The organism is Lacipirellula limnantheis, assembly GCF_007746075.1.
Lineage (GTDB): Bacteria > Planctomycetota > Planctomycetia > Pirellulales > Lacipirellulaceae > Lacipirellula > Lacipirellula limnantheis.
The window spans coordinates 4180857-4195455 of sequence record NZ_CP036339.1; the positions used below are offsets into that span (position 1 = coordinate 4180857).

General features: G+C 60.3%; 11 protein-coding genes. 7 read left to right on the forward strand and 4 right to left on the reverse strand.

Annotated elements, in window-relative coordinates; genetic code table 11:
* Nucleotides 1-111 precede the first annotated feature (111 nt).
* The 4 genes from I41_RS16110 to I41_RS16125 all read right to left on the reverse strand — a co-directional run bounded on the left by I41_RS16110 (nt 112) and on the right by I41_RS16125 (nt 5686).
* Nucleotides 112-1638, reverse strand: a complete 1527-nt coding sequence (locus tag I41_RS16110) for a tetratricopeptide repeat-containing sulfotransferase family protein (protein WP_168206947.1) — start codon at nt 1636-1638, stop codon at nt 112-114.
* 159 nt (nt 1639-1797) lie between these two features.
* Nucleotides 1798-3429 (reverse strand): tetratricopeptide repeat-containing sulfotransferase family protein, encoded by a 1632-nt coding sequence (locus I41_RS16115; protein ID WP_145433949.1) that lies wholly within the window; start codon nt 3427-3429, stop codon nt 1798-1800.
* A gap of 79 nt (nt 3430-3508) precedes the next feature.
* A complete protein-coding gene (locus I41_RS16120; protein ID WP_145433950.1) occupies nt 3509-4288 on the reverse strand; it encodes a PEP-CTERM sorting domain-containing protein in 780 nt (259 codons plus the stop codon).
* A 147-nt stretch (nt 4289-4435) separates the two neighbouring features.
* A complete protein-coding gene (locus tag I41_RS16125) occupies nt 4436-5686 on the reverse strand; it encodes an endonuclease/exonuclease/phosphatase family protein (RefSeq protein WP_145433951.1) in 1251 nt (416 codons plus the stop codon).
* 231 nt (nt 5687-5917) lie between these two features.
* Between I41_RS16125 and I41_RS16130 the strand changes: the two genes are divergently transcribed.
* The 7 genes from I41_RS16130 (at nt 5918) to I41_RS16155 (ending at nt 14587) form a co-directional block, all read left to right on the forward strand.
* Nucleotides 5918-7108 carry an AraC family transcriptional regulator gene (locus I41_RS16130; RefSeq protein WP_145433952.1) on the forward strand — a complete coding sequence of 397 codons (1191 nt, stop codon included), beginning with the start codon at nt 5918-5920 and terminating at the stop codon, nt 7106-7108.
* A gap of 325 nt (nt 7109-7433) precedes the next feature.
* Nucleotides 7434-8561, forward strand: coding sequence for a DUF1559 family PulG-like putative transporter (locus tag I41_RS16135; RefSeq protein WP_145433953.1), 1128 nt, complete (start codon nt 7434-7436; stop codon nt 8559-8561).
* Between the two features lie 145 nt (nt 8562-8706).
* Nucleotides 8707-9051: a hypothetical protein gene (locus tag I41_RS27760; RefSeq protein WP_210420966.1), complete on the forward strand. Its 345-nt coding sequence runs from the start codon at nt 8707-8709 to the stop codon at nt 9049-9051.
* A 68-nt stretch (nt 9052-9119) separates the two neighbouring features.
* The gene (locus tag I41_RS16140; protein WP_145433954.1) at nt 9120-10499 is read left to right on the forward strand and encodes a hypothetical protein; all 1380 of its coding nucleotides are present in this window, start codon (nt 9120-9122) and stop codon (nt 10497-10499) included.
* A gap of 68 nt (nt 10500-10567) precedes the next feature.
* Nucleotides 10568-11914 (forward strand): hypothetical protein, encoded by a 1347-nt coding sequence (locus I41_RS16145; RefSeq protein WP_145433955.1) that lies wholly within the window; start codon nt 10568-10570, stop codon nt 11912-11914.
* Between the two features lie 141 nt (nt 11915-12055).
* Nucleotides 12056-13078, forward strand: coding sequence for a LacI family DNA-binding transcriptional regulator (locus I41_RS16150; protein WP_145433956.1), 1023 nt, complete (start codon nt 12056-12058; stop codon nt 13076-13078).
* A gap of 231 nt (nt 13079-13309) precedes the next feature.
* On the forward strand, nt 13310-14587 hold the full coding sequence (locus I41_RS16155; RefSeq protein ID WP_145433957.1) for a sugar ABC transporter substrate-binding protein: 1278 nt from the start codon (nt 13310-13312) through the stop codon (nt 14585-14587).
* Nucleotides 14588-14599: the final 12 nt, after the last annotated feature.

Here is a 14599-nt window from a genome sequence, read left to right on the forward strand (position 1 = left end):
ACACAGAGAGCACTGAGTGAAGCACAAAACACCAACTCTCTTGTCTTCTCTGTGACCTCTGTGTTCTCTGTGGTAAATGGTTTTTGCAATGCCTGCTAATAGCGATCCCTACTAAGCGTACCCAAATTCTCGGATGAACGGCTCGAGCGTCTTCATCGCGGGGGCGAGCAACTCCTCGTAGTGCTGCCAGCGGCCGATGGCGCGGGTGTAAATCGGCTGAGCCACCGCTTCGTAGCTGGGACTGGTCACTTGTTTGTTTTTCTCGCCGCTGAGCCGCTCACGGTAGCCGAGCACTTGGTCGTCCCACGGCAGGCCGAGGGTTTCGAGCGCGAGGCGGGCTTGTCCGGCAGCGTCGGCCACCGTGTCTTCGTAACGGACTTCGCGCCATGGCGTTTCGATCAGGCCGCGAAACTTCAGCCACGCCGACATGTCAAGCGCATAGCGCTCGGCCGTACGAACCGGGTCGAGGAACCGAACGCTCACTGCGTTCAGGGGTAAATAGCGGAGGTAACAGCTGAGCACGACGTCGCGCGGATCGCGGAGCGCGACGATCAGGTGCGTCTCGGGGAAGAGACGCAGGACGAGCGGGATTGTCAGGTTATAGGCGGGGTTCTTGTCGAGATGGAGTCGCCCGGCAATTGGTTCGCCCAGGAAATACTCCATTGCGGCAAAGTAGCGGCAGCGATCTGTCGCCAATTGAGCGTCGGATAGTTCGTTGAGCGCGCTGAACAGATTCCGATCGCTGCGGCGACTCACGACCGATTGCAGAAGGTCGCGACCGATGAAGTCTCGCTCTTCCGAACTCGTCAGTGCGGGATGACTGTCGAGGAGTTGTTCCAGCAGCGTCGTGCCGCTGCGCGGGAAACCGGTGAGTAGCGCGGTTCGCGCCTCAAGCGGCGGGGCCGAGTCGCGCCAGCGGCGGAAATCATCGGCTGAGATACCGTCGATCAGGCGACGCATTTCGCCGTGGATTTGATTCGAGACGGTCATGTGCGCCGTCTCGTGCCTCCGCTGCGCTTCTTTGCACTGCTCGATCGCCTCGACGGCGCCGGCATAGTCGCCCTGCGCGTCCCGCATTAGTGCGATTTCGCTCCACGCCTCCCAAGCGGCGGGCAAGTCGTCGGCGCTGCGGGCAATGAGATCGCGAAAGATCGCCTCCGCTTGATCGAGTCGCCTCAGGCGTCGCTGAATGCGACCGCGAACCAGCCAGACTAGTGCCAGCGAGTACCCGGTGCGGACGGTTCGTTCGATCAAATCTTCCGCTTCTTCGAGACGGTGGGCCCGCTCGTAAAGCGAGGCAAGCTCCATCCAAGTTGGCGGACCGGCGCCGGGAAGGTCCGCCGCCAGCTGATACGCGGCGAGGGCGCGATCCGGCAGCTTCAACATGCCGTAGGTTTCGCCGATGTAGTGGTGAACGCCAGGGTGTTTCGGCGCGCGGCGCACGAGGCGAGCCAGGACGTCCTCCATGCGCTCGAACTCGAATTTCTCCGCGTAGGCCCGCGCAGGAACGATGTACGACTGTACATTATTTGCATCGTCGCGAATAATCGCGTTGAACATTGCGATCGCTTCTTGCCGGCGACCTTCGCGCCAGAATCCAAGCGCAGCGCGTAGTTGCGGCGTATGGCGATCGATCATCGTCGACGGGCTCAGCAAGGAATTTGCCGCTCTTCTGCCTCGCGGTGGTTTGGCCATGATTGCAGAACGCTCTTAGAACCCGGCGCCTCCGGAGCAGAGGAAAACGCTAAACGCATGAGTTGCGTAAGCTGACTCTCGGCGGAGTCTAGTTGCGAATCACTACTTTGCCTCATATCCAAATGCGTCAATGTATTGCTGCAGTATCTTCTGCACCGGTTCTAACTGCCGCGCATAGTTGCGCCAACGTCCAATGGAGCTCGCGTAAATAGGCTTGGTCACTGCTTCGTATGTCGGCGAATGGACGTGCTTCTGCTCAGTGCGGCGGCGATAATCTAGCACGGCGTCGTCCCAGGGCAGGCCAAGGAACTCAAGCACACGACGCGCCTGCCCCGCGAGATCGGCGACGGTTTCCTCGTACCGAACTTCAAGCCACGGATTCCGAATAGTTGCACGCAGCTTGAGCCATGCTCGCATCGTGCGGGCATACTTCTCAGCAGCAGACTCGAGCGTGAGGTAGTGAACGCTAACGGCATTGAGCGGTAACCGCTGCATGTAGCAACTGAGCACGACGTCGCGCGGGTCGCGAAGGGCGAACACGATGCGCATCTCAGGAAATAAGCGTGCCACCACCGGCAACAGCATGGTGAGCTCGGGGTTCTTGTCCAGCAGCATGCGACCTGACAGTGGGGTCCGCAAGGCGCCTTCCATGCTTGACCAGTACGTCCGCCGAAGCGGATCTAACTGGTCCGGAGATAACCGGTCAAGCGTGTCGACGACCGACTCACCAGGCCGGGAGTACTGGCCTAACGGCTCGTAAACCATTTCGGGCATCACCTGCAGCTCGTCGGCACTCGTGACCGCCGAGTGGGCGTCGAGCACCTGTTCGAGGAGAGTCGTGCCGCTACGAGGATGGCTTGTCAAAAGCGCGAGTCCGCCCGGCAGCGGAGTAAGTCGCGGCGCCTCCTCAACCCACCGTTCGCAGTGGGCTAAGGTCAATGCGGCAACGGTGCGTCCGCTGACGGCGGAGATGGCCGCGGCGTCTTCGCGTTGGGGGGCGGCGGCGCGGGTGAGTAAGGCCTTCGCTTGGCGAAGCGCGTCATATGCTTCTTCAAAACGCCGCTGCTTGTCGCGCACCATCGCTAGCTCGTACCAGCAGTCGGCAATAACGATCGGGGCCGCGCGATTCGCTTCGATGATTGAAAGCCATGTCGCCTCGGCGGCGTCGGCATGGCCCAGCCGCCGCTTGCAGACGCCGAGCTGCCAGCGAGCCCGTTCCAACTGTGGCGCGGCCGCGAGAGCTAGCTCGGCGCAGCCACGGGCCGCATCCAATTGGTGAAGTCGCTCATGCATCCGAGCGAGCTCTAGCAGAATCTGAGCTCGCTCGGGCAATTCGGGTGCGAGCGTCAGCGAGCGCTCGAAGCACGCGATGGCCCGATCGAACTGCTGTAGTTGGACATAAGATCGGCCGAGCATTTGCTGCAGATGTGCATCGGCTGGGTAGAGCCGATCCGCGAGTTCGATCAAGCGCTCGGCATCGTCGACACGGTAGCGCAGAGCGTAGGCGCGGGCGACGTCCACAAGCAACACGGCGTTGTGAGGGTCGCGGGCGAGTGCGGATTCGTAGAGACGGATCGCTTCATCGAATTGCCGGGCTGCCCACGCGTCTTGAGCACGGTCGATGCGAACGTCGGGAAGATGCCGCCGCGCGGATCCATTGGACCAGCTTGCGGAACCACTCTTTCCCGAGAGCTTCGTCGGCTTGCGCGGCGGCTGATTCGATCGACGGGCCATCGTGGTCCATTGTAAACCGAATTTAACTGGGTGCGTTTCCCAGTCGCCGCTGCAATCGAAAGAATCTGCCTAGCTTGCACTACCGGCGCCGACGGACAGCAGCAAGAGCCGCCCCGCCAACCCCGAGCAGCAAAACGGAGGCTGGCTCGGGAACCGTGGGACTTACGTCGAGCGTCGCATCGTCGACCGAGTTGTCCTCCGCGCCCCAAAAGCCGACGCCGACCGGATGGCCGATGACAGGCGACCCTGGCAGCACGTCGTACTTTAAACTGATCTGCCGCCACGCCGCCTGACTTTGCGCTGGCGTCCACGAAGGATCGCGATTGACGAAATCGCCGGTGTCCGGAGCGTACCGCTTGAACGTCAGCGAATTGGCTTCGCTGAACGGAACGGAACCATCGAAAATGTAGAGGAACACGCGGCTCGATCCGGCGGACCCGGCCCCGATCGTGGCGTCGATGTCACCCTGGGCCCAGATTGAGAACGTATAGGTCTTCCCGGCTTCGAAGACAGCGTTTGTCTCTTGAGCGCTGTATTGGGTGAAGCCGTGCATCGCCTGGTTGCCCGTGCGCGGCGCGGCCCGTCGATGAGCCGCGCTGGCTTCGCCGTAGGCGGCGTTATAGAGCCAGTTGCTGTTGGCGTCGTCTTGAGTGTAGCCGGGAGGGCTGTCGAGATCATCGACCCAGGCGCTCGTTGGCCGATATTCGTTCGCGTAGGCGTAACCAACGGATGGGACGACATACGCTTCAAAACTTGGATCTCCCAACGGAACGCCGGCCGCACTCGCGTAGTTGGGAATCCACAGGCCGGCCGCGAGCAGCGCAGCCGGTACGCACTTAAACCAGTTGCCGATCTTCATTAGGCGATCTCCGCGATGGTCGGGGCAGCGAGGGCGCTCGTTGAACGATGAGAACCAAGCCGTGCTGCCGAAGAGGAACAGAGAAGCGAATCATGGGAAGGGAGCGGCCGCCGTCTCGCACCGAGACCGAGCCTGCCTCCATCATGGCTAGTTTCGTTGCCGAGGAGGCGTCCAACTACGAGTTTCCGCGCAGAATATTTGTCGTTTTGGCGACGCGACGAGAAACGCCAGTGCCAGAAAGGCGCCGAACGTTGAAATCGGCTCGGGTACGGCTAGCATCGCGGCAAATGAGCCGGAGCCGTTCACCCCTTCGAACATCATTTTAAACTGCGCAAAGTCCGCGAAATCGTTCCGAAAATCGCCGTTTAAGTCGCCCAGCCTCCAGGCGTCGTCGGCGCTGAGCCCACTGAGATTAGCGTGCTGGTTGGCCCGCAGTATGGCCCAATCGGCGACGTTGATCACGCCGTTAGCGTCAAAATCGCCGGCGACCGTCAACGAGTAGGTGGCGACCACGGCGCGGTGGTCCGCATTGTAGCCCGCAACGGCGATGTCCGTATTGGGGTTGCCGTCTGCCGGGCCGATCGTGGCGGCAGCGGTCGCCGTGACGCCGCGGCCTCGATGATAAATGACGTCAATTCGGTCATGCACCTCATTGCTGTCGAGGGTTGGATACGGATAACCAGGCGTCCAGGTGTAGCCGGGATTCGCCACTTCGTCGGGAAATACGCTACGAAACGAATCGGTCATTCCGGCATCGACGATGCGCTTAGACGTTGGATACTCAACCTTGAGATCATACGGCCGCGCGGTGGCCGCGGCCGCCTCCACTGTCCAGTCTAGGTGGGAAGGCTCGTTAAAGTCCCCGGTGAAAAAGACCGGCGTTCCCGATGCGATCGCGCTGGCCATGCTGCTGAGGTAGCTAGTTGTCCCCCCGCCGCGAGCGCTATTCGCTGCCGCAATCACGGAAGCCTCGTTCATCGGCAAGACGCCGTCGCGGAGGTCGTAGGGTTGGTAGGGATAGGCCGCCAGATGCGCATTGAACAACCAAATGTTCTGTCCCGGCGACAGCTCAATCTGCACGCCGAGATTCCCGCTAGCGGCGGCCGTGATCGGGAAGCGGCTAATGACTTGAATATCCCCGCCCGACTGCTGGTAGTAATGAAAACCCATGGCCGCGGCGATCGAGACGCCCGCCGAATTATCAAGCTCCTGAACGCCAATGACGTCGGCGCCACTGGTTTGCATGATCTCGCGAAGCTTGTTACGGCCGGCGGTGGTCCCTTCGGCAGACCATACATTGAAAGTGAGTATCTTCAGCGATGAAACGAGCGCGGCATTTCCGCACGCTGCCGTCGCAAACGCCAACCCCCAGACGAAGACTCGAAGCCACCGCTGCATCGCTCTGCTCCATCAAACCAGAAGGCGGCACTGGGGTTTGAGACCCGCCGCGACAAGACCTCCTCCAGTGTTTGCGACGAGTGTGAACGCTGCAATGCCGCCGTGCGCAACAGTTTTGGCGAAACCGGCGCCGTCTCGTCGGGTTTGGCTTTCCCCCTTGCCAACGGCTCGGGTTCGGGCATGTTATGGTGAATCGCCGAGGGATCAGGAGATTTTCTGTCGAGCAAGCGTATGCCGAAGAGCCGCCTCGTTGCCCTACTGATCGACACTTCCACCTCGTGGGGGATTCGGCTCATCAAGGGCATCAATCAATACGCGCATGAGTCGGGCGACTGGTTGATTCATGTCGAGCCGCGCGGCCGATACGAACGGCTACATCTGCCAGCGGGCTGGAAGGGCGACGGCGTCATCGCGCGGATCAATCGGAAATCACTTGCCGATGAAATCACTGCCAGCGGCCTACCGGCCGTCAACGTCTCTTGGTATCCCTTTGCCGGGCCAAGAATTGCGCGCTGCACCGTCGATGAACAACAGACGGGCAAAATGGCGGCGGACTACTTCCTTTCGAACGGGTTCACCGAGTTCGCCTATTGCGGCACGAACGACCGTCCCGGGTACGTCGATCTGTTGGCTGAGTCGTTTGAACAATCGATCGTCGCGGCCGGCCATCGCGCCCACCGCTATCAAGCTCCCGCCGTGCAGCAGCAAGACGATGGCTGGGACGTGCAACTTGCGAGCCTCGTGAATTGGCTCAAAGGGCTCCCGAAGCCAGTCGCGCTGCTTTGCTGGAGCGCCGCTCGCGGTCGGCAAGTCACCGAGGCGTGTCACTATGCGGGGCTCAGGGTGCCCGACGAAGTCTCGGTCTTAGGCGGGGAGTTCGACGAGTTGATGGCAAGTATCTCCTACCCTCCCCAATCGACCATCGATCAGCCGTCGGAACAGGTGGGCTACGCGGCTGCGGAAATGCTCGCGAAGATGATGGCTGGCGGCAAACCGCCAGCCCAGCCGCTGATGTTTCCGCCAAGTCGCATCGACGTGCGACATTCGACCGACACCTTGGCTATCGACGACCAACTCGTCAGCGATGCGCTGAAACTGATCCGCCAGCAGGCCCCGGCCGGGATCTACGTTTCCGACGTGGTGCGGAAGCTTTCCGTGGCGCGCCGGACCTTGGAGCAGCGCTTTGTCAAGTTGATTGGCCGCACGCCTGCGGCCGAGATCCGCCGGGTGCGCCTCGAAGAGGCCAAGCGTCTGCTCATCGAGACCGACCGTTCCATTGCCGAAATCGCCCGGACGACGGGCTTCGGCCAGCAAGACCTCTTTTCGCGCACGTTCCGGCGGAGCGTCGGGATGCCGCCAAGCGAGTTTCGGCGACAGCATCACGGCGGCCTGTGGCTGCAGGATCGCGACGGACGGAACTAGCCGCCTGGGAACATGGCGGCTGCAGACGCTGGCGGCCGTGGTCAGGCGAAGGCGGCGTCAGTGTTGCAGTCGCGGATAAAGCGCTGCCTGAGGGCCTTGGACAACTCATTTGGCCAAGGACTCCGTAAAAATGCCAAATGTTTTGCGCAGCGAAAATGTAGGACCGATCACCGGCAGAAATTAACATAATTGGAGTACGGTGGGCTCGAAGGAACTGGCGAATGCGGTACGGGAAGCCACGATTACCGCGCCACCTAGATCCGTCGGATGCAGTTTATCCAGCCTCTTCTCCGCCGCCGGCCATGGTTCGAATGATGCTCACTAAATGACGCAGCATCAACGCAGATTGAACGACCAACTCGATGGCGAGGCGGCATTTTTGCAAGATCGGATCCTCGAGCGAGACAATGGCATGCCCCGCGCAATAAAACTCCGAACTGCATTTACGCTGGTCGAGCTGCTGGTCGTGATCGCGATAATCGGCGTCCTGGTTGCGCTACTGCTGCCGGCCGTTCAAGCCGCGCGCGAAGCGGCGCGGCGATCGCAGTGCCAGAATAATTTGAAGCAACAGGGGCTCGCCTTCCAGATGGCCCACGACGCGATGGGGCACTTTCCGGTCGGTGCGGCCAGCGGCGAAGGCTCGATGTGGTCGTATTACATCCTTCCGTACATTGAAGCGGCAGCGGCCCAGGCTCGGATGAAGGTTGGAGAAAACTCCGGCGGCAACTTTCAGTGGGCGAGCAGCGGTCCCTACACGCGAGCCCAGATAGAAGGAGACAAGACCTACGCTAACATAATCCTCTGCGAAACCCCGTTCCCGGTCTTTCGATGCCCAACCGCGAATCTTCCGGAGCACCAATACAATCTCTCGACGCATAGTTGGCTCGTGATGGAACGTGCCCCGGCTTCATACATTGGGAGCGCTTCTGGCCTCGTGACAAGTCAGAATACAGTCGACGCCAACAACGTCAAAATGGGCTCGCTCGACGGCGTCCTGTTCTCGCTGAGCAAAGTTGGCATCAAGAACATATTGGACGGAACCTCAAACACGATGCTTATTGGAGAAGCGTTACACGATTCGATCGCCGTAGAAAAGCGTGGAGCATCTGCAGAATCTGCGCTCGGAAGCTATAAGGATCATTGGGCGCTGGGTTCCGACGACCTTGATGGCACGGGTGGTGCTAACGCGGCGCGCGATCCATCGGAGGCATTGGGATCGACTGCGGTGCCGCTCAACTATCAGAATCAATTCCCCATCGGCGAGGGATGTGCGGCTCCGGGAATCAACGGCGCCGACTGCCAAATGATTCAACTCGCTTTCGGCAGCGCCCATCCGGGCGGCGCTCAAGTCTTGCGGTGCGACGGGTCCGCCGAACTAGTGAACGAAGGAGTCGACCCCATCGTATGGCGCGACTTGGCAACGCGTGACAGCCAAATCACGCTCACCCCGTGATTAGACTAAGCAGAGTCGCCGAGGAGCTTTTTCCTGTTTACCGCGAGATAGTGCGACACTGGCAGTTAAGTGAATGCAGAGTAAAGCAATCGAAGTTGTTTCGGAGCGTTTGCGACGTATCGTCCTTTTCGGCATTGCGTTAACGTTGGCATCGACTGCCTGCGGTTGCGGCGGCGACAGGCCGATCGTTTCGGATGCCAACAAACTTTTTATTGAAGCCAGCAAACTTATCGGCGAAGGCCAGAAACAAGCGGCACTCGACAAGCTAAACGAATCAATTGCGTCCGAACCGTTACTGTGGTCGTATCGCGAACGGGCGAAATTGCTTCTTGAAATGGGCCGAGATGAAGACGCCCTCAACGACTGCGACGCCGCGCTTAACATCGCGCCTGAGGATCCCGACTTGTTGTGGCTGAAGGGCGAAATCGCCAAACCGGCCGCTCAACGATTCCAGGGCAAATTCAAATCGCCGCCCAGCAGCAATCGCTGACAACGCTTCCCCATCGCTCATCACGCCTCAACGCAGAGTGGACCGAAGCCACCATTGGAGAACGATCCATGAAGGTCACGAACTTACGACGCAAACTGATGGCGACCCTTGCCGCCGGCGGCCTCCTCCAAGCGGGGGTCGCCGACGCCGCCAATTTGGATGTCAATCTCGTCGTCAACGGCGGTTTTGAATCCGTCGACTTCGGGACCCTGGGTTCATCGAGCGGCCCGTTGGTCACCGATTGGACGCCGCAAGGCTTTGCGTACTCGCACGACGGTAGCGGCGGCGTGCCAAACTACGCCAACGGCACACCCCTCGCCAACGGCGGCAGCTACTATTTCGCCCCCGGATCGATCACCACGGGGGGAACGCCCCACCACACGCTGGAGACGGCCATCACCCAGTCAATCAGCGTCGCGGCTGGCGCCACCGGCTCCCTGATCGCCACCGGCAATGCAAAGTTCAGCCTGAGCGCCTACTTCAATAGCTATCAGTCGCAGGCCGATCACGGTAACGTCCAAGTTGAATTCTTGAACGGCGCCAACACGGTCGTAGGCACCGGCATCGCCACGCCAGGTCCGGGGGCGCTTCCCGATTGGACCAAAGTTACCGTCACCGGAGCTATTCCGACTGGCACCGCGACCGTAAAAGTATCCGCTTGGGGCACGTTGTTGCAGGGAGGCGGATCGGACGGGTACATCGATAACATCGACTTCCAGGTAGCATCGTTACTGGCGATCAGCGTGAACCGCTCCACCGGCGCGATTACGCTCTCCAACCAAACCGGCAGCGCTAAGAATATTTCGAGCTACTCGATCACTTCAACTTCTCAGTCGTTGTCTCCTGCAACGTGGTTGTCAATCGCCGACAACTATGACAACGGTAACCCGGGCCCGAACCAGGTCGACGCGACGCATGCCTGGAACGAAACCTCATTGCCGACCGACTTCACGAAGCTTGCTGAATCGGATCCGGCGAATGCTGGGGCTTCACTGGCAAGTGGCCGTTTGGTCAATCTCGGCGCAGCCTGGGTGCAGACTCCTACGGAGGATCTGAAGTTCGAGTACGTTTCGGGAGGACAGCTTTTCCAAGGAAGCGTTGAGTACGTGGGCGGCCCGGGCGGCAACCCCTTGATTGAAGGCGACCTCAACGTCGACGGCGTCATTTCGTCCGCCGATTGGGCCATCGTCCGCGCCAATCAGCATGTCAGCCTGAGCGGAAAGTCCCTCGCCCAAGCCTATCGACTCGGAGATTTCAACGGCGACTTGGCCAACGATCACGCGGATTTTATCGCGTTTAAGAATCTGTACGACGCTGCTAACGGCGTCGGGGCGTTCGCGGCGATGGTCTCGGCAGTCCCCGAGCCTGCCACGTGGGTCCTAGCCGCGGCGTCCGCCACGCTGTTGATCAGCCGTAGACGTCCCACCGGATCAGCGAACTGTCGATAGCCGTTACAGCCTTTTCCTCACAGCTCTAATAGCCACCAACGATCACCGAACGAGACGCGGAGCCAACTATGAAGATCAACAACTGGCGCGGCAAACTCGCGGTCACACTTGCCGCCAGCGGCTTGCTTTCGCCTGCCGCCGCGCGAGCTGCAAACCTCAATACAAACCTGGTCGTCAACCCGGGCTTCGAGTCGACCGACTTTATCACGACGGGCGATTACGGTGCGCCATCGATCCTGGATTGGTCGGGCGGACCAGGATTCGCCTACTCCCACAATCCCGACGTGACGAGCGTGCCCGACTACGCCGACGGCGCTGATCCGCCTGGGGCCGGTAATTGGTACTTTACGGCCAACAACAACCCTGGATCGGCCACTGGAGACTTCCGCGAGCCTGGACTTTTCTACCAAGACATTGACGTCTCAACAGGCCCGACGGCCGCTGCGATTGCCGCGGGTAAGGGACGCGTTAATCTCTCCGCCTGGATGAGCAGCTACCTCAACGACAACGACTTTGGCAAGGTGCGGGTCGATTATCTTGATGCGGGCGGCGCGTCGCAAGGATTCTCGCAAATCAGCGACAACGACCCCGGCCCCGATAACGTCTGGTCGCAGACAACCGGCTTTGGAGCCATTGCAGTCGGGACTGCGAAGCTGCGCGTCTCGCTGTTTGGCGAAGCGGTGAACAACGGCAGCGACGCCTATATCGACAATGTCGACGTGCAGGTCAGCCAAACTACCAATCCGCAATTCCTGAGTCTCGAAATCAACACGGTCACAGGACAGGTGCAATTCAAAAACCAGACGGGCGACGCCGTTCAAGTCGACTACTACGAAATTAAGAGCGCCGCGGGTTCGCTGAAGCCGGCAAGCTGGACCAGTTTGCAGGACCAAAATCTTGCCAGCTTTCCGGCCGGCAACGGTTCGGGAAATGGTTGGGAGGAAGCAGGCGGGGTTGCTGCCGGAGTCCTCAGCGAATCGTTTTTGACCGGCAGCAGCAGCGTCGCTGCGGCGGCGAGCGTGAGTCTAGGGGCCGCGTTCGATACCGCCAAAGCCCAAGACGTGGTGTTTCGCTACGCGGTTGTCCCGCCAGCATCGCTCACCGCAGACTTCGACGCCGATGGCGACGCTGACGGCGCCGACTTCCTTGCTTGGCAACGCAACAACGGGTTGGCCACCGGGGCAACCAAAGCGCAAGGCGACGCTAATGGCGATGGCGCCGTCAACGCGGACGACCTCGCCGCTTGGAAATTGCAGTTTGGCGGCGGCGGATTCGCCGGACCGGGCGTTCTCGTGCGCGGCGTGGTCACATACGTTGGAGCCGGAATTGCAGCGGTTCCGGAGCCCACTTCACTGCTCTACTGCGGATTCGCCGTGGCAGCCGCCGTGGCGTTTCGCCGCCGAGCATCGAGTTAACGAAGCTTGTTCTGCAAAGCGGCTGAAAGTGTCTGTCGCGCACCAGCCAAACTTGGTTGACCGGCCTGCGCATTGCGGTCTATACTCCACTGAAAGCGCTGTCACCATTAAAGATGGACGCTTGGCCTGGGGAGGATAGACGTGCCTGTTTCGATTCAAGATGTCGCCGATCGTGCGAACGTGTCGATTAGCACGGTCTCGCGCGTGTTGAATCGGCGGAACATCGTCAACCAGGAGACTCGCAAACGCGTCGAATCCGCGATTAGCGACCTAGGGTACAGTCCCAACGTCTTCGCTCGCGGCTTGATGCTGCGCAAAAGTCACATCTTGGGGCTCGTCTTGCCCGACCTGCATGGCGAGTTCTACTCCGAAGTCATCCGCGGCGCCAATTTGAGGGCGCGCGAACTCGGATACAACCTGATGATCTCGTCCATCGTCGCGAAGGACGACGGCAGCGAATTGATGGCCGCCGTGGGTGATCATGGGCTGGTTGACGGTCTTGCCGTGATGATTTCCGAAGTCAACGCCCGCACCCGCGCCACGCTGGAGAAGATCAAGATTCCGTTAGTCGTGCTTGATGGCGATGTGGATGGGGTCAAGCATGACAGCGTCGTGATCGATCAACGTACCGGCGTCGTTGCCTTGTTGCGGCACCTGATCGAAGATTGCCAGGCGCGACGCATTGTTTTCGTCGGCGGCCTGGAGACGAACATCGACACCATCGAGCGCCTTGACGCCTATCGCGAGGTAACCGCCGACGCGGGGATCGAAGTGACCGCGAGCGACGTCCATCACCTCGACTATCAATACGACACCGCCTTCGAATTGGGCGTCAAGAAAGTTCGCGAATGGGCACGGCGGCGCGCGGCCGTTTTTGCCGCGAATGACGAAATGGCCGCCGGAATCATCGACGCCGCTCTCGCGGCAGGCTTGTCGACGCCAGATGATTTGCCAGTCGTGGGTTTCGATGACACTCGCGTGGCGACGATGACGCGGCCGCGCCTCACCACCGTCCGAGTTCCCATGTCGAGCATGGGCGCCGCGGCAATTGATCTTCTCTGCCAGCGCATCGAAAATCCCAAACGGCCTGCTGTGAAATTGAGCCTCGAGACGGAACTGGTGGTACGGGAGTCCTGCGGGGCGCCGTCCGCCATAACCAGCTAACGTACGTCGCCCAAGTCTGCGTGGTTGCGCGTTGTATCTCAATGGCCAACGCTTTTATCGCGACGCTTGCTGACGTGAATCGCTTCTTTTGAAGTTTCTTTTCTGCACGGTGTATTCCCTGCGCGCCAAATCTTCTCAACGCTTTTTCATTTCCTTGGGACTAAATTGGCGCATCTATACGAACACTTACGATCCGGTCGTCTGCAAAATGCCTGCGCCTTGCATGCGACAGTGGCCATCGTCTTGTTGACGGGCGGATGCCGCAAAGTGCAGGAGCCGAAGACCGTCGTTGACTTCTGGGCGATGGGCGCCGAAGGCGAACGGGCGCTGCCGCTGATTGAAGCATTCGAAGCGGCCCACCCGGCAATCGACGTCCGAGTTCAGCAGGTTCCCTGGAACGCGGCCCACGAAAAGCTGCTCACGGCGTTCGCGGGCAATTCCTTGCCCGACGTCTGTCAATTGGGAAATACTTGGATCGCTGAATTTGAGGCCTTAGGCGCCCTGGCCGACCTCACCGATCGCGTGACGGCCAGCGAGGCGGCTGGCTTGATCGATCCGGACGACTTCTTCCCGGGTGTCTGGCAGGGAAACGTCATCGGCGGTCGCATTCGCGGCTTGCCCTGGTATGTCGATACTCGACTCCTGTTTGTGCGCACCGATCTCCTCAAGCAGGCGGGACACGCCGATCTACCGCGCACTTGGAACGAATGGATGCAAGCGATGCGCGATGTGCAAGCTATTCAAGCAGCAGGCTCCTACGCGATGCTAGCGCCAACGAACGAGTTTGAGACTCCCATTATTTTGGGCATGCAAGCTGGCTCGGCGATGCTGCGAGATGACGGTCGGTACGGCGATTTTGGCGGCGCCGAGTTCAAAAGGGCGTTTGAGTTTTACGTCAACATCTTTCGCGAGGGCCTGGCGCCGAAGGATTCCAATTCAATGATCTCCAACGTGGCGCAAGAGTTCGAACGCGGCACGTTCGCGTTCTACGTGACTGGCCCTTGGAATGTCCAAGGATTTCGAGATCGGTTATCGCCGAGACTCGAGGGAAAATGGACGACCTGCCCGTGGCCGAGCCCCGACGACTCTTGGCCGGGAGTCGCGATAGCCGGCGGTTCGAGCTTGGTGTTGTTCGAAAATTCAAGCGACGAGCGGCGCCGCGAGGCATCGTGGCAACTGCTGGAATTCCTCGCTCAGCCGCGGCAGCAGGTAAGCTTCACTCTCTGTACCGGCAACCTGCCGCCCGGAGCCAAAGCGTGGGAACAGTCGGGGATGCGGAACGATCCTTTATTCGCTGGATTCTATGAGCAACTGCAAAACGTGCGGCCCGTTCCGCCCGCGCCGGAGTGGGAGCATATTGTCACCGGCGAGTTGGTGAAGCGGGCCGATGCGGCAATCAACGGCCGACAAACGGTCGACGAAGCGCTGGCGGAACTTGATCAGCGCGTCGACGAGATCCTGGAGAAGCGGCGGTGGATTCTCGATCGCCAAGCGCGCCTGCAGCAGTAACTCCGCATGACA

Excerpts from the sequence above, each read along its gene's own strand:
- I41_RS16110 (WP_168206947.1), bottom strand. The coding sequence starts at position 1,638 with ATGATCGATCGCCATACGCCGCAACTACGCGCTGCGCTTGGATTCTGG.
- I41_RS16115 (WP_145433949.1), bottom strand. The coding sequence starts at position 3,429 with ATGGCCCGTCGATCGAATCAGCCGCCGCGCAAGCCGACGAAGCTCTCG.
- I41_RS16120 (WP_145433950.1), bottom strand. The coding sequence starts at position 4,288 with ATGAAGATCGGCAACTGGTTTAAGTGCGTACCGGCTGCGCTGCTCGCG.
- I41_RS16125 (WP_145433951.1), bottom strand. The coding sequence starts at position 5,686 with ATGCAGCGGTGGCTTCGAGTCTTCGTCTGGGGGTTGGCGTTTGCGACG.
- I41_RS16130 (WP_145433952.1), top strand. The coding sequence starts at position 5,918 with ATGCCGAAGAGCCGCCTCGTTGCCCTACTGATCGACACTTCCACCTCG.
- I41_RS16135 (WP_145433953.1), top strand. The coding sequence starts at position 7,434 with ATGACGCAGCATCAACGCAGATTGAACGACCAACTCGATGGCGAGGCG.
- I41_RS16140 (WP_145433954.1), top strand. The coding sequence starts at position 9,120 with ATGAAGGTCACGAACTTACGACGCAAACTGATGGCGACCCTTGCCGCC.
- I41_RS16145 (WP_145433955.1), top strand. The coding sequence starts at position 10,568 with ATGAAGATCAACAACTGGCGCGGCAAACTCGCGGTCACACTTGCCGCC.